The organism is Brevibacterium sp. LS14 (assembly GCF_012027885.1).
GTDB lineage: Bacteria > Actinomycetota > Actinomycetes > Actinomycetales > Brevibacteriaceae > Brevibacterium > Brevibacterium casei.
Window position 1 is genome coordinate 26,511 of the sequence record NZ_SJXG01000047.1, and the last position, 17,597, is coordinate 44,107.

The window sequence follows — 17,597 nt, forward strand, 5'->3', positions numbered from 1 at the left end:
GAATCGGGCTCAGTGCTGGGCTCGGTTGTCGGCGACGAGTTCGCCGCCTGCGAAGACGCGGTCGACGAGGTGGACGCCGGGCCGGTAGGCGAGGTGCCGGTAGCTCGGGGCGTCGAGGACGACGAGATCGGCCTGCGCTCCGGCGCCGAGGTGGCCGACGTCGCTGCGATCGAGGGCGTGGGCACCCCCGGCGGTCGCCGCCCACACGGCCTGGTCGACGGTGAAGTGCATGTCCCGCACGGCCACGGCTATGCAGAACGGCAGGCTGTTGGTGAAGCACGACCCCGGGTTGCAGTCCGAGGCGATGGCCAGGCGCACCCCGGCGGCGAGGTAGCGGCGAGCGTCCGGGTAGGGCTGACGGGTGGAGAACTCGACGCCGGGCAGCAGGGTGACGACGGTGCCCGCCTCGGCGAGGACGGCGAGGTCCTCATCGGAGGCGAAGGTCGCGTGGTCGACGGAGGTGCAGCCGAGCGCGGCGCCGAGGCGCAGTGCCCCGCCCTGGGTGAGCTGGTTGGCGTGGAGGCGGGCCTTCATGCCCACGGACTTGCCCGCTTCGATGACGCGCCGGGTCTGGTCCTCGTCGAAGGCGCCCTCTTCGCAGAAGACGTCGATCCACTTCGCTTTGCCGACGGCGGCGGGGATGATCTCGTCGATGACGAGGGCGACGTAGGCCTCCGGGTCGGCTTTGTACTCCGGGGGAACGACGTGGGCGGCGATGAGCGTCGACTCCGGTGTGTGCCGCCCGATGATCTCGAGCGCGCGGATCTCGTCGTCGAGCGTGAGTCCGTAGCCGGACTTGATCTCGAACGTCGTCGTTCCCTGCCGGGTGGCCTGGTCCACGAGGTGGACGAGGTTGGCTTCAAGCTCCTCGTCGGTGGCGGCGCGGGTCGCGGCGACCGTCGTCGCGATCCCCCCGGCCGAGTACTTCTCACCGGCCATGCGCGCGGCGAACTCGGCGGAGCGGTCACCGGCGAAGACGAGGTGGTTGTGGCTGTCGACGAAGCCGGGGATGACGGCCTTCCCACCGAGGTCGATCGTCTCGACGGGGGCGTCGGGGGCAGCGAGCGTGAGCGAGTTCAGGGCGGCGTCCGCCTCGGCGGCGGGACCCGACCAGGCCACCTTCCCGTCGTCGATGATGAGCGCCGCGTCGGTGAGGGTGTGGAGATCGCCCGCGCCGAGGCTGGGGCGGGCCATGAGCTCGGTCGGATCCGAGTTGGTGACGAGTTCGCTGATGCCGGTGATGAGCTTCATCGCAGGGCCTTTCGGGTCGGGAACGCCGGAGTCCCACCGCCCCGCAGGCCGGTCGTCCGAGGGACGGCATGGCCGGCGGGGCGATGGGATCGACGGGTCACTGGGCGGCGGATTCCTCGTCGCGGACGTCGAGTTCGGGGATCATCGGGATGCGCATGCCGCGCTCCTCGGCGACCTCGACGGCCCGTTCGTAGCCGGCGTCGACGTGGCGGATGACGCCCATGCCCGAGTCGTTGGTGAGCAGGCGGGCGAGCTTCTTCGCCGCGAGCTCGGTGCCGTCGGCCACGGACACCTGACCGGCGTGGATGGAGCGGCCGATGCCGACGCCGCCGCCGTGGTGGATCGAGACCCAGGTCGCACCCGAGGAGGTGTTGACCAGGGCGTTGAGCAGCGGCCAGTCGGCCACGGCGTCGGTGCCGTCGAGCATCGACTCGGTCTCACGGTAGGGGCTGGCCACCGAGCCGGAGTCGAGGTGGTCGCGGCCGATGACGATCGGGGCGGAGACCTTGCCCTCGGCGACGAGCTGGTTGAACAGCAGGCCCGCCTTGTGGCGCTCCTTGTAGCCGAGCCAGCAGATGCGGGCAGGCAGGCCCTCGAACTCGACGTACTCGTGGGCGGCGTCGAGCCAGCGGTGGAGGGACTCGTTCTCGGGGAAGAGCTCCTTGAGCGCGGCGTCGGTGACCTCGATGTCCTTCGGGTCGCCGGAGAGCGCGACCCAGCGGAACGGTCCGAGTCCCTCGCAGAAGAGGGGGCGGATGTAGGCGGGGACGAAGCCGGGGAACTCGAAGGCCCGGTCGTAGCCGGCCTTGCGGGCCTCATCGCGGATCGAGTTGCCGTAGTCGAAGACCTCGGCACCGCGGTCCTGGAACTCGACCATGGCACGCACGTGCTTGGCCATGGCCTCCTCGGCGCGGAGCGTGAACTTCTCGGCGTCCTGCTCGGCCTCGGACTGCCAGTCCTCGAGGCTGACGCCGAGCGGGAGGTAGGAGAGCGGGTCGTGGGCGGAGGTCTGGTCGGTGACGATGTCGACCTCGGCGGCCTCATCGCGGTCGAGGATGAGCGGGAGGATCTCGGCGGCGTTGCCGACGAGTCCGACCGAGAGCGCCTGCTTGTTCCTCTTCGCCTCGATGACCTTGGCCAGTGCGGTGTCGAGGTCGGTCTCGACCTCGTCAAGGTAGCGCTTGGCCTGTCGGCGGTCGAGGCGGGTCTTGTCGACGTCGATGATGAGGCAGGCGCCGCCGTTGAGGGTGACGGCGAGCGGCTGGGCCCCGCCCATGCCGCCGCAGCCGGCGGTGATCGTCAGGGTTCCCGCGAGCGTCCCGTCGAAGCGCTTGCGGGCGATCGCGGCGAAGGTCTCGTACGTGCCCTGGAGGATGCCCTGGGTGGCGATGTAGATCCACGAGCCTGCGGTCATCTGGCCGTACATCATCAGGCCCTCGGCTTCGAGTGCGCGGAAGTGCTCCCAGTTCGCCCAGTCGCCGACGAGGTTGGAGTTGGCGATGAGGACGCGCGGCGCCCATTCGTTGGTGCGCAGCACTCCGACGGGCTTGCCCGACTGGATGAGAAGGGTCTCGTCGTCCTCGAGGTCGTCGAGGGTGCGCACGATCGCGTCGTAGGCCTCCCACGAGCGGGCGGCGCGGCCGGTGCCGCCGTAGACGACGAGGTCCTCGGGACGTTCGGCGACCTCTGGGTCGAGGTTGTTCATGAGCATCCGCTTCGCGGCCTCGGTCTGCCAGTTCTTCGCGGTGATCTCGGTGCCGCGATCGGCGCGGATGACCCGGCTGGGGTCGTGCTGGGTGAAGGTCGGCTTCGTCGCCGAGGTGGTCGCCCCGCTGTTCTCGGTCGTGGCGGTCATGTGGCTCCCTTTCGTTCCGTCCCCTCCTGCTGCGTGATGCCGCAGGTGGGGCCGCTGCTGTGTGCGATCTGAGCGGTTCGGCCTGTCCGACTGAGTGGAAGGCGGCCTGCTGCCCGTCCGTGGCCGGTCGATGTGTCGCCTGCCGTGGAATCGTCTCTGTCTACACACACCATTGTGTCCGTTGGGAGCCGGAGCGGAAGTGGCCCGGATCAAGTTCTGTCCGAAATTTCGGACAGCACGTGATCCGGGCCCAGCGGAGCGGGTCGCTCAGAACCGGGTGATGATCGAGCGGATGACCTCGCCGCTCTTGAGCTTCGCGTAGGCCTCGTCGACCTCGTCGAGGGAGATCTCCTGGCTGATGAGATCGTCGAGGTTGAGTCGGCCCTGCATGTAGAGGTCGGCGTACATGGGGATGTCGCGTTTGAGGTTGGTCGAGCCCATCGAGACTCCCTGGACGCTGGCGTGGGAGACGAGCGCCGCGAGTGAGGTGTCGAGGGTGACGGTGGCATCGGGCTTCGCGATCCCGATGAGATAGGCGTGCCCGCCGACCTTGCGCAGGGCGATCGCCTGCTCCTGGGTCGCCGGCAGGCCGATGACCTCGAAGGCGTGGTCGACGCCGCCCCCGGTGATCTCCCGAACGGCTGCGACGGCGTCGACGCTCGCGGAATTGATGACATCGGTGGCGCCGAAGCGTTTCGCCACCTCGAGTTTGTCGTCGATGATGTCGATGGCGATGACCGTGCTCGCTCCGGCGAGCAGGGCTCCGGAGATGACGTTGAGTCCGACTCCGCCGGTGCCGATGACGGCGACGGAGTCACCGACCCTCACCCCGGCGGTGTTGATCGCCGATCCGGCCCCGGTGACGACCGCGCAGCCGAGGATAGCCGCCTGCGGGAAGGGGATGTCGGCACGGACGACCGCGAGCTGGTTCTCGTGGACGAGGGCCTGCTCGGCGAATCCGCCGAGTGCCCATCCCTGCGCCAGCGGCGTTCCGTCCTCGGCGCTCAGCCGGGGAGGAGAGTCAGGGCCGCGCAGCGTCGCCTGCGGGTTCGGGCATTCGTAGGTGCGACCGGACAGGCAGGTGGTGCAGGCACCGCAGAACTGGATGAGACAGCCGACGACATGGTCGCCGACGGCGATGGTGCTCACCTCCGGGCCGACGGCTGTGACGACGCCGGCGATCTCATGGCCGAAGACTCCCGGAAAGCCGAAACCGTAGCCGCTTTCGACGATGTGGAGGTCGGAGTGGCAGAGCCCTGAGGCTCGGACGTCGATGAGGACTTCGCGGTCGAGGGGGTCGGCGATCGAGATCTCCTTCGTCGTGAAGGGCGATCCGACCTGTTCGGACACTGATGCGCGCATAGCTGCTCCTTTGCAATCCCATGAAGTGGTGTCGACCAGCGGCACAGTCCCGACTGGCCCCGGACACCGGAGAGCGATCACTGCGAAGGAACGACGATCACAGAGAGATCAGTGATCGAACCATCGGCACCCACGTTGAGCGTACGCCCGTTAAGAAACGGTGTCGAGGGGTCGACAGCCACCCGCCACCAGCCTCTTTGCGCTGGTCAGCAGGCTGACCTGCCGATTCTCGAGAGCGGCGGGAAGGCCACCGGAAACCGTCCCGAGCCCGTCCGACCGACGCCCACTGCCCGGTCCCGCTCACATCGTCACGGAGGAGAGGATCATCGAGACGAGGGTGGCGACGACGACGGAGTTGAAGGCGAAGGCGACGATGACGTTCGTGCGCACGAGCGTCCAGCCGGCCCGGGTGATCGCCTTGCCGGGCAGGGCCGCGGTCATCGTCGACGAGAGCACGGAGAACGTCAGGTAATCGCCGAACGTTCGGTCCCCGCCCATGTCGAACTCGAGCTGGCGGGCCCCAGCGCTGCCGCCTTCGCGGAGGTCGAGGCGCATGTACTCAAGCGCGAACGAGTAGACCATGACTGCCCAGGACGCGACGACGTTGGCCAACCCGAGCACCGCGGCCATGCCGCTGCGGGCTTCGTCGCCGACGGTGATGAGGTAGAGGTTGAGGAGGATCGCGACCGAGGCGGCGATGATCGTCCACGACACCGCTCCCCCGCTGCTCAAGAGGATCGAGATCCACCGGCGTCGGCGCGCGATCGCCCACCGCGAGTGGACGACGAGTTCGGTCTCGGTGAGGTCCTTGAGCCCGGCATGGGTCCACAGCAGGTAGACGAGTGCGTAGACGGGCCAGCCGATGAGGAAGATCTCGATGAGCCGCTGGGTTGCATCCGTGAGCTGGGAGTCGTGGGACCCGAGCGGGGTGAGGCCGAACCCGAGGACGACGACTCCCCCGACGACGACGGCGGGCAGGATGCTCACGTTCGAGCGTGCGTCGTCGGAGATCGTGATCATCTGACTGTGGCGGGGTCTCATCGTCGGCATCTCTCCGGCTCGCGCGTCGCTGGTCTCCTTCCCGCTCACCCTAGCCGAGGCCGGCGGACCCTCCCGGGTGCACGGTCGACCCGTGTGCCGGATCGGGCGAGCGATTCACCCCGGTGCGAGTCCCGCCCACGGGCGGAGCAGTTCGACAGCGGCGGCGACGTCGAAGACGCTGCGGTCGGCGAAGGGATGTCCGACGATCTGGACTCCGGTGGGGATGCCGCAGTCGGCCATCCCCGAGGGCACGTTGACGATGGGCACCCGGTTGCAGATGTTGAATGACATCGTCATGTGCGCCTGCCAGTAGTGCTCGAGCCGGGCCCCCGCACCGGTGCCCTCCCGCCCGATGCCGTCGGCGCCGATCCGGATCCCGTCGAGGTAGCTCGCCCCCGCAAGCAGTCCTGCCACCGCCGAGGTGGGGGCGAGCAGAACGTCGAACCCGGCCATCGCGGTGGCGAGTTCGGCCTGGATCTCGGCCTCCATGACGAGCCCGTCGTAGAGGGACCGGCGGGCGGCGACCGCCTCGGCGTCGGCCATGAACCGCCTCGTGTAGTCGGCGAGGGAATCCTCGTGGCCCCGGGTGGCCGCCCTCATCGCGGGGGCGAGGATGGTGCCGAAGTGAGTGAAGGCGGTCTCGAAGATCCGCTCGGCCGTCCACGGCAGTTCGATCTCGGCGACCTCGGCCTCGGCGAAGGCGAGGGCCGACGCGACGGCTCCGGTGTTGCGGATGATGTCGTCGCCGACGGGGAAGTCCCCGAGCCGCAGGCACACGGCTACGCGTTTGCCCTTGAGGCTTTCGACCACCTCGGCGGGGGTGCGGTCGAATCCGGCGAGGAAATGGGGTGAGTCGATCGACGACGGATCGGTCGAATCGACACCGGCCATGACCCGGGCGAGGAGCGCGGTGTCGGCGACGGTCCGGGCCATCGGCCCGTCCCCGCGGTACCAGTCGGCCGAGAGCGGGGGCTCGCCGGGAATCCGGCCGTACGGGGCTTTGAACCCGACGGTGCCGGTGAACGCGGCGGGCAGCCTCGTCGATCCGGCAATGTCCGAGGCCGTGGCCAGGGGCCCGAAGCCCGCGGCGAGCGCGGCACCCGACCCGCCGGAGGACCCGCCGGGGGACAGCTCCGGGTTCCACGGGTTGCGGGTCACACCCCACATCGGCGAGTGCGTGATCGTCGCGCAGCTGAACTCCGGGGTCGCCGATCGAGCGTGGATGTAGCCGCCGGCGTCGCGGATGCGGCGGATGACGGCGGCGTCGCGGTGGGCGACGGCGAAGCGGTTGGGCAGCAGCCCCTGGGTGAGGGTGTGCCCGGCGAGCGCGTGCTTCTCCTTGGCAATGACGGGCAGGCCCGCGAGCGGGCGCATCGCGAGGATGTCATCGAGTTCGTCCGCTCGGGTCTTGCGATAGAACCGTTCCGCGTCCCTCGCCGAGGCGGTCGCCTCCGGGAGGACCTCCGTGAGGGCGCCGAGGTCGTCGTCCCTGTCCTCGATGCGCGCGGTCAGGGCTTCGAGGTACTCGACCGGGGAAAGGTCTCTGGTCCGGAAGCGCGCGAGCACCTCGGTCGCCGGCAGCGCCCAGAGCTCGCTGGCCGCGCTCATGCGCTCAGACCTGACATCGCACCCTCCTCGGCGTCGCGCAGCCGGATGACGATGATGCCGCTACACTGCCGACTATGCACGGTGATGTCATCATTCTCGCCGGTCCGCCCGGCGCTGGGAAGTCGACGACGGCGCGGGCGCTGGCCGCCGAGTTCGCTCTCTCCGTCCACCTGCACACCGACGACTTCTGGCACTTCATCGCTGCGGGATCGATCCCGCCCTATCTGCCGGAATCGGACCGACAGAATCAGACGGTGATGACCGTCATCGCCTCGGCGGCGGGCATCTACGCCCGGGGAGGGTACACCGTCATCGTCGATGGGATCGTCGGTCCGTGGATGCTCGATCACTTCCGGGGGCTGGCCCGCGAACCGGAGGCGCCGACCATCCACTACTGCCTGCTCCGACCTCGGCGGGAGGTCGCTCTTGCTCGGGCGACGGCCCGCACCGGTCCGAACGACCTCACTGACAACGGGCCGATCACGGCGATGTGGGACCAGTTCGCCCACCTCGGCGAGCTCGAGCCCCACGCGATCGACAGCAGCGATCAGACGAGGGAGGAGACGCTGTCCGCCGTCCTCGACGGCATCGCCGCACAGCGGTTCCGCCTTCCCTGAGCCGACGTCCGGTGCCACCGTCTGCCGGCCCTCACCCCGCCTCGACCCACTCCCTCAGCTTCGTCAGGCCCTCGACGATGTCGTCCTCCCCGATGCCCGAGTAGGCGAGGCGGATGTACTTCCGGTCCTCGCCGGGCAGCGGGCGCCCGAAGTGCTCGCGGGTGCAGAAGGAGACGCCGGTGGCGTGGAGGGCCTCGGTGGAAAAGTCGGACAGGGTCGCGATCCCCTTCGCCGCCATCGCCTCGGTGGCGTCGGGGAAGATGTAGAACGTCGACTCGGGGACGGCGACCTCCATGCCGGGGATCGCGTTGATGAGCGTGCATGCGGCATCCCGGCGGGCCCGGAGGACGTCGAGCATCTCCGCGACCCCGCCCTGCGGACCCTGGAGTGCCGAGATCCCCGCCCACTGGACGTAGTGGGTCGTGCACGATTCGTCGTTGGTGTTCATCGTCGAGATCGCCTCGGCGATCTCCTTCGGGGCGACCGCACACCCGAGCCGCGACCCGGTCATCGCGAACTTCTTCGAAAACGTGTAGAGGATGACGGTGCGCTCGCGCATGCCCGGCAGGGTCGCGATCGACGTCGACTCCCCGCCGTAGCGCATCTCGAAGTACGCCTCGTCGGAGAGCACCCAGAGGTTGTGCTCCTGGGCGATCTGCGCGATCGCCTCCCGCTCCTCGGCCGTCGATTCCGCGGAGATCGGGTTCTGCAGATCGTTGTAGATGATCGCCACGGTCGTCTCGTCGATCGAGTCCCGCAGCCGGTCGAGATCGATGGCGAATCCGTCCTCGGTCGGCACGTACCCGTAGGGCAGGCCCCTGCCGCCGAGGTATTCGATCTGGGATTCGTAGATCGGGAACCCGGGGTTGGGGTAGAGCACGGACTGACCGGGGTCCATGACGGCCTGGAGGAACTTCGTGATCACGGGCTTGCCGCCGGTCGTGACGACCACCTCGGCGGGGTCGATGTCGATGCCGCGGCGCGACCCGATGTCCTCGGCGAGCGCTGCCCGCAGTTCGGGGATCCCCGGACCCGGGCAGTACCCGGTCTTCCCGTCCGCGATCGCCCGGTTCATCGCCTCGACGATGTGCGGGGCCATCGGAAAGTCGAGGTCGCCGAGGTGGAACGGATAGACCCGGTTCCCCTGCGCCCTCCAGTCCGCGGCCGCCTGCGCGACACGGAACGCGGTCTCCGTGCCCAGGTCGGACAGTCGCTTGGCAGTCTTCATCGGCGGCTCCTTCGTGTGCCCCCGGCACCGGCGCCGAGGTGGTGGTGCAGCTGGCAGGAGGAGGCGCTCCGCACGGGCGGAGCGCCAACCTACCCCACACGATAATCGACGGCGTCAAGGGCGGCTGTCGAGTCCCGGCCGGCTCACTCGGTGACGCCGATGAAGACCTTCCGGGTCGGTTCGAGCGTGACCCACCGGCCGGAGAAGCCCTGCGGGATGGTGAACGCGTCTCCGGGGCCGTACTCGAAGCGCTGCGTGCCGTCGCTGCTCTCGACGGCGACCCTGCCGGAGACGATGACGCAGAACTCCCGGTAGGGCCACGAGTCGAATTCGACCCAGCCGGGTTCGCCCACCCATCGGCCTGCCACCGTCGACGGGCCGGTCTCGACCTGGAACTCCGTCTCCGACCAGCCCTCCGAGTGCGCGTCGTAGTCGCTCAGCGCCGGGGTGACGGCCCGGTTCGGGTGCTCGGTAAGCATCTGGACGGTGTCCGCTGCGCTCATCGCTGCTCCTTCGTGTTCGTCGCCGGCGCCTGGGCGCCGTCTCGTCCGGCCGCGATGAAGCGGTCGAGGACGTTGCGGGTGATGATCGTGACGAACGGGTCGTTCGCTTCGAGTCCGTAGGGCCAGTCGGTCGTCCCGGCGCAGAACACCTCACCGTCGCCGCGGGTGAAGGTCACGACCATGGACGATCCGTAGCCGGGCCCCTGGTGGTGGGGTGGGATGCCGTCGGGGTAGATTCCGGCGTAGAGGTCGGCGAGTTCGGCGGCGGGTGCCCCGATCGGCACGCGACCGGACCAGCGGTCCTCTCCCCCGGAGACCGCAGGCGCCATGGCGATGATCTCGAGGTCCTCGGGGGCGCCGTCGGCGCCGGTGGCATAGGGCAGTCCGTGACGGAACGTGTAGTCGCAGCCGTCGACTTCGAACGCGGCGATGCACAGCGGCGCCTGGCCGAACACGTCGCCGTAGTAGAGGTCCGTGCCGGTGAGCGCCCAGTGGTTCTCGCGGTAGACGGTGTATCCGCCGCTGCCGCGCGGCACCGCCGAGGCGTAGCGGATGTAGGCACCGCCGAGGCCGGTCAGGCCCATCGTCTCAGCGCCGGGCCGACCGATCTCCGGGGCATCCCAGGCCGTGGTCAGGCGGGTCGGGTCGGTGGCGCGGATCGGGTCGGCGCTCGGGTCCTTGAAGCAGGTCTGCACACCGGCGTCGAGGTCGAGGCGGACCTGCCACACGTAGTTGCCGCCGAAGCGGGCGAGGTGCCCGCCGGCGTCGACGTAGGCGTCGAGGGTGTCGCGCATCTCCCACGACCAGTACTCGTCGTGGCCGACGATGACGACGACCGGCGCCCCGTCGAGGCAGTCGGGTTCGGCGTGGAGTTCGTTCTGGGTGAGGTGGCCGACGCGGTAGCCCTGCTCCTCGGCCCAGATCGTGAACGGGCGTTCGTAGTTCGCCCACCCGGCATCGTTGTGGTGGCGGGAGTATCCACGCTGCCACGCCCATTCGTACGTCGGGTGCCGCGGCTCCCAGCCGATCGGGACGCTGAGATCGGTGTGCGCGTTGCGCGGGGCCCCGACCGGTTTGCGCAGCATGCCGCGGGCGATGGGCCGGTGCATCGACGAGTACGGCGAGGGGATGTCGTTGCGGTCGCCGTCGGGCAGGCCCCGGTAGTGGTTGCCGCCGCCCCAGTCGTTGTAGGCGAGCATGGTCGAGGTGGCGTGGACGAGGACGATGTCGACATCGGCGGGGTTGTCGGGGCGGACGATGAAGAACGACTCCTGCTCGATCTCCCGCCCGTGGTCGTCCTGGGTGCGGAAGACGACGAGGTGGTAGCCCGGAGTGAAGTCCTCACCGAGGTCGATCGTCAGGCAGCTCGACCACCCGCAGCCGGTCGCGTACGCATCGGCGGGGGTCTCCTGCCGCGTGCCCGGCACCCCGGTCGCCGTGAAGACGGTCTCGGGTCGGGCGCCCTCGCGGATGATCTCGACGTCGAAGGTCTCAGCGGTCGTGTGCACCCGGAGGTCGACCTGCTCTCCCTGCCGGTAGGCGAAGCGGTCGGTGTAGCCCCACAGCTCGGTGGTCTCAGGGTACTCTCCGGGGCGTTCGACGAGGCCTCTCGGGGTCGACCAGGCGTAGTCGGTGCGAGTGTTCATCATCCTTCTCTCTCTGTGCTGCGGTGATGGTCGGGGGTCGGGGTCTCGAGTCGGGGGTCCGGGCGATCGGCGGGGTCGATAGTCTCGGCACCGAGGGTGGCCAGGGTCGCCCGTCCGGGGTGGACCCTCCGTGCCCGGAGGAGGCCGTAGGCTCCGGCGAGGACGAGCGGGGCGATGACGCACGCGTTGCCCGCGGGACCGAGGCCGGTGAGCGCCCCCATCTGCGCGATGAGGAGGACGAGGGCGACGGTGACGAGGACGGCGGAGAGCGCGGGTGCGATCGCCGTCGTCCACCGAGTCTCTCTGCGGCGGTTGCGACGGAAGTAGCTGACGACCGAAATCGAGGTGAGGATCTGGAGAACGAGGACGGCGATGATCGTCGGGGTGTTCGTCCACGTGACGATCTGCGTATACGGATCGGCGCCGACGGCTGCGAAGATGACGAGCGCGATGAGGACGAGGCCGGCTTGGACGAAGTTCGCCGTCAGCGGGCTGCCCGAGGTCGCCAGCCGGGAGAGCCCTCCCGGCAGCAGTCCGCCGCGGGCGAGGTTGACGAGGTAGCGGGCGGACGTGTTCTGCAGGGCGATGACGCCGGCGATGAAGCTCGTGACGACGAGGATGAGCATGACGGCTGTCGCCGCGGGGCCGACGAATTCGTCGTTGAGGGTGAAGACGAGTTCGGACGGGTCGCCTGCGAGGAGGGCGGTGACGCGCGACTGCCCGGCGGCCTGGAGGATCACCCACGCGCCGAAGGTGTAGCCGACGAGCAGGATCGCGACGGCGAGGTAGGTCGCTCGCGGGATCGTGCGGTTCGGGGCCCGCGTCTCGGTGCGGTAGACCGTGGTCTGCTCGAAGCCGACGAAGGCGGTGAAGGTGAGGACGAAGACTCCCGGCAGCGCAGCGCTCACCCACTTCTCGGGAGCGAAGGCCGCGAGCGTGAGCCCTTCGTACCCGCCCTGGATGAGGACGGCGACGGCGAAGACGGCGAGGATCGCGCATTCGGCGACGAGGAGCACGGCCACGGTGGCCGCCCCCACCCCTACCCGTCGGAGTCCGAGGGTGAGGACGAGGACGGTGATGACGACGGCGATCGGCAGCCAGTGGAGACGGATTCCGGTGAGGGTCTCGATCGTGAAGGAGGCGAAGACCGACGCCGAGGCGGTGAAGCCGATCTGTCCGCCGAGGTAGCCGACGTAGGCGATCATGCCCGCCACCGATCCGGTGCGGGCGCCGAGACCGGCGGCGATGTAGGTGAGGAACGCGCCGCCGCCGGGGACGTGGCGGGCGATCGTCGTGTAGCCGACGGCGAAGAGGAGGTAGACGAGCCCGGGGTAGAGGAATCCGAGGACGATCGCATCCCCGCCGGCGAGCATGCCGAGGGGAACGAAGCCGGCGAGGATCGTCAGCGGTGCGGCTGCCGCGAGGACGAAGAAGACGAGCCCCGGGGTGCCGATGCCCCGTCGGCTCGAGGGACTGGTTGTCTCGGTGGGCGCAGAGGGTGCCACATTGCATCCCTTCGTAGGAGGTGACGCCGAGGCGGTCGCAACCGGAGCGACCGCCGCTCGGATTAATCTATCGGTCGATAGATTAATGTGTAACCTATCATCCGATAGGCTGTTTGTGAATCATTTTTTCGGGAGGCGATGATGGCGAGGCCGCGCAGTGTCGACGTCAATGGCGACACGAGGGAGCGGATCCTCTCCGAGGCCGCCCGACTGTTCTCCGAGCTGGGATACCAGGGCGCGAGCACGCGGGCGATCACCGAGGCGGTGGGGATCAAGCAGCCGTCCCTGTTCCACTACTTCGCCGGCAAAGAGGCGATCGGCCAGGAGCTCATCGACCGGCGGGTGACGATGTCACCCCTGCTCAGCGACCGCTTCGACCACACCCCGGACGACCCCGCGCTCGACCTCTTCCGCCTCATCCGCGACGAGACGGCGCTCGAGCTGACGATGTCGCTCGACACGAGGTGGCTCTTCCGGCTCCCTCCTGCGACCGCGGAGCTCTTCCCCCGATGGGAGACCGCCGTCGAGGTGGCGCGCGCGACGACTGCGGCCGTCATCCGCCGCGGCATCGAGTCCGGAGAATTCACCGCCGAGCATCCCCGTGCCGTCCTCGAGATCTTCGATGCCGTGGCGAACGAGTCGATGTTCTGGTCCCACGACGATCACGGTGTCCCGCCGGATACGATCGCCGAGGTGCTGCTGCGTCTCGTCATCACCGACGCGAGCACGATCGCCGCCGTCGTCGAGCGGGCCAACGAGGCCGGGTCGACCCGCGAGGCCGAGTGACCTCAGTCCTCGCTCGGGGCGATGAAAAGCTTCCGCAGCGGGGCGTCGTCGATGTACCAGCGGGTCTTCATCCCGTCTTCGAGGCGGACGAGACTGCCGGGTGAGAGCTCGACGGGCCCGCGCGCGGGGTCGTCGAACTCGATGCGTCCGGTGCCGGAGATAACGAGGAAGGCTTCGTCGCCTTCGATGTCGCGCATCGCGCCGGTGCTCATCTCCCACAGTCCGTAGTCGACGCCGCCGATGGTGCCGAGCTCGGCGAAGGCCGTCGTCGCGGTCCCGGCAGGCTCGTCGAGGCGCTGCCAGTCCTCGATGGGCTCGTGCTCGAGAGGCAGGGTGCGGGTGTCGATCGGCTCCGTTGCGCTCATGGCCACAGTGTAGCCACACGATCACGGATTCCGGGGACAACCTCGGCGATTTCATATGCCAATACACGTACGGACAACCATTTACATCGTCAATGGGCATGGGATAGAACTGGATTCGTACGGTCGCAGACAGCGCCGTACCCCTGCGACTAGGAGATGTCCTGTGAGCTACCTCAACGGTGAGGCCTCGTTCTGGCTGGCCCAGTCCCCGGCCGAGCCCATCGATTCCCCTCTGCCGACGACCAAGCAGGACCTCGTCATCGTCGGCGGGGGCATGACCGGGCTGTGGTCGGCGTACTGCGCCCGGCAGGCGCACCCGGACTGGTCGATCACGGTCATCGAGGCGCGCACCGTCGGCTATGGGGCTTCGGGACGCAACGGCGGGTGGCTCTCGACGCTCATGCCCGGCAATCGCGCCCGCTTCGCCGAGGCGGTCGACCGCGCTGTCGCCACCGACCCGCACGGCCCGGTCGGGTCGGCGGGGGTCTCTGGCCTCGAGTCCGTCCGGGCGTTCCAGTCAGCGCTCTTCGACTCGATCGACGAGGTCCTCGAGACGCTCGAAACTGAGGGCATCGACGCGCAGCAGGTCCGCGGCGGGCACATCGACATCGCACAGTCTGAAGCCGGGATGGCCCGGGTGCGCGAGCTCGTCGACGCCAACCGCGAGTACGGCTACGGGCCGGATGACATGGAGGTCCTCGATGCCGAGCAGACGCGGGCGCGGATCAACGTCGACAACGCCCACGGCAGCGTCTTCGTCCCGGCCACCGCGCGCATCGATCCGGCGCTCCTCGTCGAGGGGCTCGCGCGCGTGCTGCGGGATCAGGGCGTGACGATCTGCGAAGGCACGAAGGCCGGGCACGTCGGCACGGGCACCGTCGTCACCGATCGCGGACCGGTGCACGGGGAGACGATCTTCGTGTGCCTCGAGGGGTATTCGGACACGGTGTCGGGGAGGCTGCCGGGGCTCGAGGGGCGGCAGGTCATCCCCGTGTTCTCGTCGATGATCGCGACCGCTCCCCTGCCGGCTGAGGCGTGGGAGGAGATCGGCTGGGAGGGCCGGGAGTGCCTCGGCGATGCCGCGCACACGTTCATCTACGCCCAGCGCACGGCCGATGATCGGATCGCGCTCGGCGGCCGGGGTGCGCCGTATGCGTTCAACTCGGGTCTGCCCGGTGATGGTCGCGTCCCCGCCGAGGTGGTCGACCTCCTCCGCACGCGCCTGTCCTCGCTCTTCCCGACCCTCGACTTCGAGGTCGCCCACGCGTGGCGGGGCGCGCTCGGGGTGACGAGGGACTGGTGCGCCGGCATCTTCTTCGATCCCGAGCAGCGCATCGGCGTGGCGCGCGGGTATGCCGGGCACGGGGTGACGGCGACGCATCTGGCGGCGAAGACCCTGCTCGATCGGGCAGGCGGGACTCCGACTCCCCTGACCGCCCTGCCGTGGAACGACCACGTCTCCGGTCAGTGGGAGCCGGAGCCGATCCGCTGGCTCGGCATCCGGTCGATGTACCGGATCTTCAACCTCGCCGATGAGTGGGAGCGCGTCACGGGAGCGACGAAGACGAGCCTGCTCGCCCGCTTCGGGGCAAAGTTGGCGGGGTTGGCGGAGTAGGTCGCGCCGGGCACGCGCGCCTCCCGTCGCCGACTCATGACTCGAGGACGCTCAGTGTCGATTCCGGTCGCAGAAATCGACACTGAGCGTCCTGGAATCGCACAGCGCCGGACGTCCGCGCCCGCTAGCGCCCCATCTGACACACTCGAGATGTCCTCACGACTCTCGAGACACCCCGACGAAGGAGCGCATCCGTGACCGACCCGTACCGGCGCATCTCCCCGATGGCGCAGACCTACCCTGCCTCGGACATCCGGAAGATGTTCAACCTCGCGCTCGACTTTCCCGACGCCGTCACGCTCACGGTCGGCGAACCGGACTTCCCCACGCCTGAGCACATCAAGGCCGCAGGCATCCGTGCGATCGAGAACGACGCGACGAAGTACGTCGCCAACGCGGGCCTGGCCGCACTGCGGGAGGCGATCGCCGGAAAGTACTCCACGCGGTGGAATCGCGAGATCGGCGTCGACAATGTCATGGTCACCTTCGGGGCGATGGAAGCGCTCACCCTTTCCCTCGACACGACGGTCTCCCCGGGGCAGGAGGTCATCATCGCCGACCCCTGCTTTCCGAACTATCTCGGACAGATCCACCGCCTCGGCGCCGTTGCCGTTCCGGTGCCCGTGCGGGAGGAGTCGGGGTTCAAGGTCCGTGCCGACGACGTCCGGGCCGCAGTCACCGAGAAGACGGCGGCGATCATCCTCAACAGCCCGTCCAATCCGCTCGGGTCGATCATCGACCGGGAGGACCTTGAGCAGATCGCCGATCTCGCCGATGAGTTCGGGTTCACGGTCATCTCCGACGAGGTCTATGACGAGATCGTCTTCGACGACTCGACGTTCACCTCCATCGCCGAGGTGCGACCCGGGTTCGATCGGTTCCTCGTCGTCGGCAGCTTCTCGAAGACCTATGCGATGACGGGCTGGCGGTGCGGCTTCGTCATTGCCCCGGCCGAGTTCATCCCGCCGATGCCTCTGCTCCAGGAGGGTCTGACGTCGAGCCTGCCCGGGTTCGTCCAGGAGGCGGCGATCGCCGCGATTACGGGCCCTCAGTCGGTCGTCGGGGAGATGGTGCAGTCGTACGCCGAACGCCGCGACCTCATCGTCGACCGGCTCAACGCCATCGACGGCATCAGCGTGCTCCGCCCCGAGGCGACGTTCTATGCGTTCGCCAACGTCAAGGACTGGGGGCTGACGTCGTGGGAGGTCGCAACCCAGCTGCTCGAGAAGCACGATCTCGCGACGATCCCCGGTTCCGCGTTCGGCCCTGAGGGTGAGGGGTATCTGCGCCTGACCTTCGCCGTCTCCCCGGAGACGATCGTCGAGGCGTGCCGCCGGCTGGAGGCATTCGCCGCGACCCGCTGAGCGCGTCCCGCTGAGCCTGACCCGCTGAACGCTGTCCGCTGAGTCCGACCGCCGGACATCGTCCGGACACAGCAGAGGCGGGTACCGCACGATCGTGCACCCGCCTCTGTGTCATCCGGTCAACCGCGGAGAGCACGATTGCCGGGGTCTATCGCCGACGCTCAGGCGCGCCGGAGTTCCTGCGACCGATCAGTGACGACGGTCGGTGACATCCTTTGCGGTGTCCTTGAGCTTCTCTCCGGCCTGCTTGGTGCCGGCGGCAGCCTGATCGGCCTTGCCTTCGGCCTGCATCTGCTCGTTGCCGATGGCCTTGCCGGTGGCGTCCTTGGCCTTGCCCTTGAGTTCCTGGGCCTTGTTGTCGAACTTGTCCTTCATGCTCACGGCATGCTCCTTTTCTCTGGGTGTACGCGTGCTGATCTGGTCAGTTGAGGGCTGACCAGCGTTCCGTCAGGCGGTCTTGGCTCCGCGGTTCTTCGTGATGAGGCCCCAGACGAACGCGAAGACGATCGCACCGATCACAGCGATGAAGAACGAGCCCCACGACCAGGGATCCGAGAACACAGCGCCGATGCCCTTGCCGCCGAACAGTCCGAAGAGGAGTCCGCCGACGAAAGCGCCGATGACTCCGAGGATGATCGTGCTGATCCATCCTCCAGCCTGCTTACCCGGGAGGATGAGCTTCGCGAGGGCGCCCGCGAGCAGCCCGACGATGATCCAACCGATGACAACCATGATTTCAGTCCCTTCGATTCAGTCACCGAGCGCGTGCGCCATCTGCGCACGTCAGTCGGTTCCATCTATACAGACGTTCAGAGACTACAAACCTCACGCACGATTCGCAAGGATTTTTG

General features: G+C 68.6%; 16 protein-coding genes. 4 read left to right on the forward strand and 12 right to left on the reverse strand.

Annotated elements, in window-relative coordinates:
• Positions 1 to 9: 9 nt before the first annotated feature.
• From hutI to EZE58_RS08205, 5 genes are all read right to left on the reverse strand, one after another.
• Complete coding sequence (gene hutI / locus EZE58_RS08185) at positions 10 to 1,251, reverse strand: imidazolonepropionase (RefSeq protein WP_167560246.1); 1,242 nt, start codon at positions 1,249 to 1,251, stop codon at positions 10 to 12.
• Between the two features lie 97 nt (positions 1,252 to 1,348).
• Positions 1,349 to 3,106: a urocanate hydratase gene (gene hutU, locus EZE58_RS08190; RefSeq protein ID WP_167560248.1), complete on the reverse strand. Its 1,758-nt coding sequence runs from the start codon at positions 3,104 to 3,106 to the stop codon at positions 1,349 to 1,351.
• Between the two features lie 267 nt (positions 3,107 to 3,373).
• Complete coding sequence (locus EZE58_RS08195) at positions 3,374 to 4,468, reverse strand: Zn-dependent alcohol dehydrogenase (protein ID WP_167560250.1); 1,095 nt, start codon at positions 4,466 to 4,468, stop codon at positions 3,374 to 3,376.
• Positions 4,469 to 4,768: 300 nt separating this feature from the next.
• Positions 4,769 to 5,488 (reverse strand): DUF1345 domain-containing protein, encoded by a 720-nt coding sequence (locus EZE58_RS08200; RefSeq protein ID WP_009377543.1) that lies wholly within the window; start codon positions 5,486 to 5,488, stop codon positions 4,769 to 4,771.
• A 135-nt stretch (positions 5,489 to 5,623) separates the two neighbouring features.
• Positions 5,624 to 7,117 (reverse strand): amidase, encoded by a 1,494-nt coding sequence (locus EZE58_RS08205; RefSeq protein ID WP_009377544.1) that lies wholly within the window; start codon positions 7,115 to 7,117, stop codon positions 5,624 to 5,626.
• Positions 7,118 to 7,191: 74 nt separating this feature from the next.
• Between EZE58_RS08205 and EZE58_RS08210 the strand changes: the two genes are divergently transcribed.
• Complete coding sequence (locus EZE58_RS08210) at positions 7,192 to 7,734, forward strand: AAA family ATPase (protein WP_009377545.1); 543 nt, start codon at positions 7,192 to 7,194, stop codon at positions 7,732 to 7,734.
• Positions 7,735 to 7,765: 31 nt separating this feature from the next.
• Here EZE58_RS08210 and EZE58_RS08215 read toward each other — a convergent pair whose 3' ends face one another.
• The 4 genes from EZE58_RS08215 to EZE58_RS08230 form a co-directional block, all read right to left on the reverse strand.
• Positions 7,766 to 8,962, reverse strand: a complete 1,197-nt coding sequence (locus tag EZE58_RS08215; protein ID WP_009377546.1) for an aminotransferase class I/II-fold pyridoxal phosphate-dependent enzyme — start codon at positions 8,960 to 8,962, stop codon at positions 7,766 to 7,768.
• A 143-nt stretch (positions 8,963 to 9,105) separates the two neighbouring features.
• Complete coding sequence (locus EZE58_RS08220) at positions 9,106 to 9,465, reverse strand: cupin domain-containing protein (RefSeq protein ID WP_009377547.1); 360 nt, start codon at positions 9,463 to 9,465, stop codon at positions 9,106 to 9,108.
• On the reverse strand, positions 9,462 to 11,111 hold the full coding sequence (locus EZE58_RS08225) for a N,N-dimethylformamidase beta subunit family domain-containing protein (protein ID WP_009377548.1): 1,650 nt from the start codon (positions 11,109 to 11,111) through the stop codon (positions 9,462 to 9,464). Before EZE58_RS08225 ends, EZE58_RS08220 begins: the two co-directional genes overlap by 4 nt.
• Positions 11,111 to 12,616: an APC family permease gene (locus EZE58_RS08230; RefSeq protein ID WP_009377549.1), complete on the reverse strand. Its 1,506-nt coding sequence runs from the start codon at positions 12,614 to 12,616 to the stop codon at positions 11,111 to 11,113. Before EZE58_RS08230 ends, EZE58_RS08225 begins: the two co-directional genes overlap by 1 nt.
• A 141-nt stretch (positions 12,617 to 12,757) precedes the next feature.
• On the opposite strand from EZE58_RS08230, the gene EZE58_RS08235 reads away from it, so the two are divergent.
• Complete coding sequence (locus EZE58_RS08235) at positions 12,758 to 13,402, forward strand: TetR/AcrR family transcriptional regulator (RefSeq protein ID WP_164672038.1); 645 nt, start codon at positions 12,758 to 12,760, stop codon at positions 13,400 to 13,402.
• Between the two features lie 2 nt (positions 13,403 to 13,404).
• On the opposite strand, the gene EZE58_RS08240 is transcribed toward EZE58_RS08235, so the two are convergent.
• Positions 13,405 to 13,767, reverse strand: coding sequence for a cupin domain-containing protein (locus EZE58_RS08240; RefSeq protein ID WP_009377552.1), 363 nt, complete (start codon positions 13,765 to 13,767; stop codon positions 13,405 to 13,407).
• A gap of 163 nt (positions 13,768 to 13,930) precedes the next feature.
• Here EZE58_RS08240 and EZE58_RS08245 point away from each other — a divergent pair, with 163 nt between their 5' ends.
• The gene (locus EZE58_RS08245; RefSeq protein ID WP_009377553.1) at positions 13,931 to 15,382 is read left to right on the forward strand and encodes an FAD-dependent oxidoreductase; all 1,452 of its coding nucleotides are present in this window, start codon (positions 13,931 to 13,933) and stop codon (positions 15,380 to 15,382) included.
• A gap of 194 nt (positions 15,383 to 15,576) precedes the next feature.
• Positions 15,577 to 16,746: a pyridoxal phosphate-dependent aminotransferase gene (locus tag EZE58_RS08250; protein ID WP_009377554.1), complete on the forward strand. Its 1,170-nt coding sequence runs from the start codon at positions 15,577 to 15,579 to the stop codon at positions 16,744 to 16,746.
• A gap of 189 nt (positions 16,747 to 16,935) precedes the next feature.
• On the opposite strand, the gene EZE58_RS08255 is transcribed toward EZE58_RS08250, so the two are convergent.
• Both EZE58_RS08255 and EZE58_RS08260 read right to left on the reverse strand, forming a co-directional pair.
• A complete protein-coding gene (locus tag EZE58_RS08255) occupies positions 16,936 to 17,127 on the reverse strand; it encodes a CsbD family protein (RefSeq protein WP_197907828.1) in 192 nt (63 codons plus the stop codon).
• A 66-nt stretch (positions 17,128 to 17,193) separates the two neighbouring features.
• Positions 17,194 to 17,478 (reverse strand): GlsB/YeaQ/YmgE family stress response membrane protein, encoded by a 285-nt coding sequence (locus tag EZE58_RS08260; protein ID WP_009377556.1) that lies wholly within the window; start codon positions 17,476 to 17,478, stop codon positions 17,194 to 17,196.
• Positions 17,479 to 17,597: the final 119 nt, after the last annotated feature.

What these genes read in the sequence shown, in the direction of transcription:
- EZE58_RS08240 (WP_009377552.1), bottom strand. Translation starts at nt 13,767, where the DNA reads ATGAGCGCAACGGAGCCGATCGACACCCGCACCCTGCCTCTCGAGCAC.
- EZE58_RS08210 (WP_009377545.1), top strand. Translation starts at nt 7,192, where the DNA reads ATGCACGGTGATGTCATCATTCTCGCCGGTCCGCCCGGCGCTGGGAAG.
- EZE58_RS08195 (WP_167560250.1), bottom strand. Translation starts at nt 4,468, where the DNA reads ATGCGCGCATCAGTGTCCGAACAGGTCGGATCGCCCTTCACGACGAAG.
- EZE58_RS08200 (WP_009377543.1), bottom strand. Translation starts at nt 5,488, where the DNA reads ATGATCACGATCTCCGACGACGCACGCTCGAACGTGAGCATCCTGCCC.
- EZE58_RS08215 (WP_009377546.1), bottom strand. Translation starts at nt 8,962, where the DNA reads ATGAAGACTGCCAAGCGACTGTCCGACCTGGGCACGGAGACCGCGTTC.
- hutI (WP_167560246.1), bottom strand. Translation starts at nt 1,251, where the DNA reads ATGAAGCTCATCACCGGCATCAGCGAACTCGTCACCAACTCGGATCCG.
- EZE58_RS08205 (WP_009377544.1), bottom strand. Translation starts at nt 7,117, where the DNA reads ATGAGCGCGGCCAGCGAGCTCTGGGCGCTGCCGGCGACCGAGGTGCTC.
- EZE58_RS08260 (WP_009377556.1), bottom strand. Translation starts at nt 17,478, where the DNA reads ATGGTTGTCATCGGTTGGATCATCGTCGGGCTGCTCGCGGGCGCCCTC.
- hutU (WP_167560248.1), bottom strand. Translation starts at nt 3,106, where the DNA reads ATGACCGCCACGACCGAGAACAGCGGGGCGACCACCTCGGCGACGAAG.
- EZE58_RS08220 (WP_009377547.1), bottom strand. Translation starts at nt 9,465, where the DNA reads ATGAGCGCAGCGGACACCGTCCAGATGCTTACCGAGCACCCGAACCGG.
- EZE58_RS08235 (WP_164672038.1), top strand. Translation starts at nt 12,758, where the DNA reads ATGGCGAGGCCGCGCAGTGTCGACGTCAATGGCGACACGAGGGAGCGG.
- EZE58_RS08225 (WP_009377548.1), bottom strand. Translation starts at nt 11,111, where the DNA reads ATGAACACTCGCACCGACTACGCCTGGTCGACCCCGAGAGGCCTCGTC.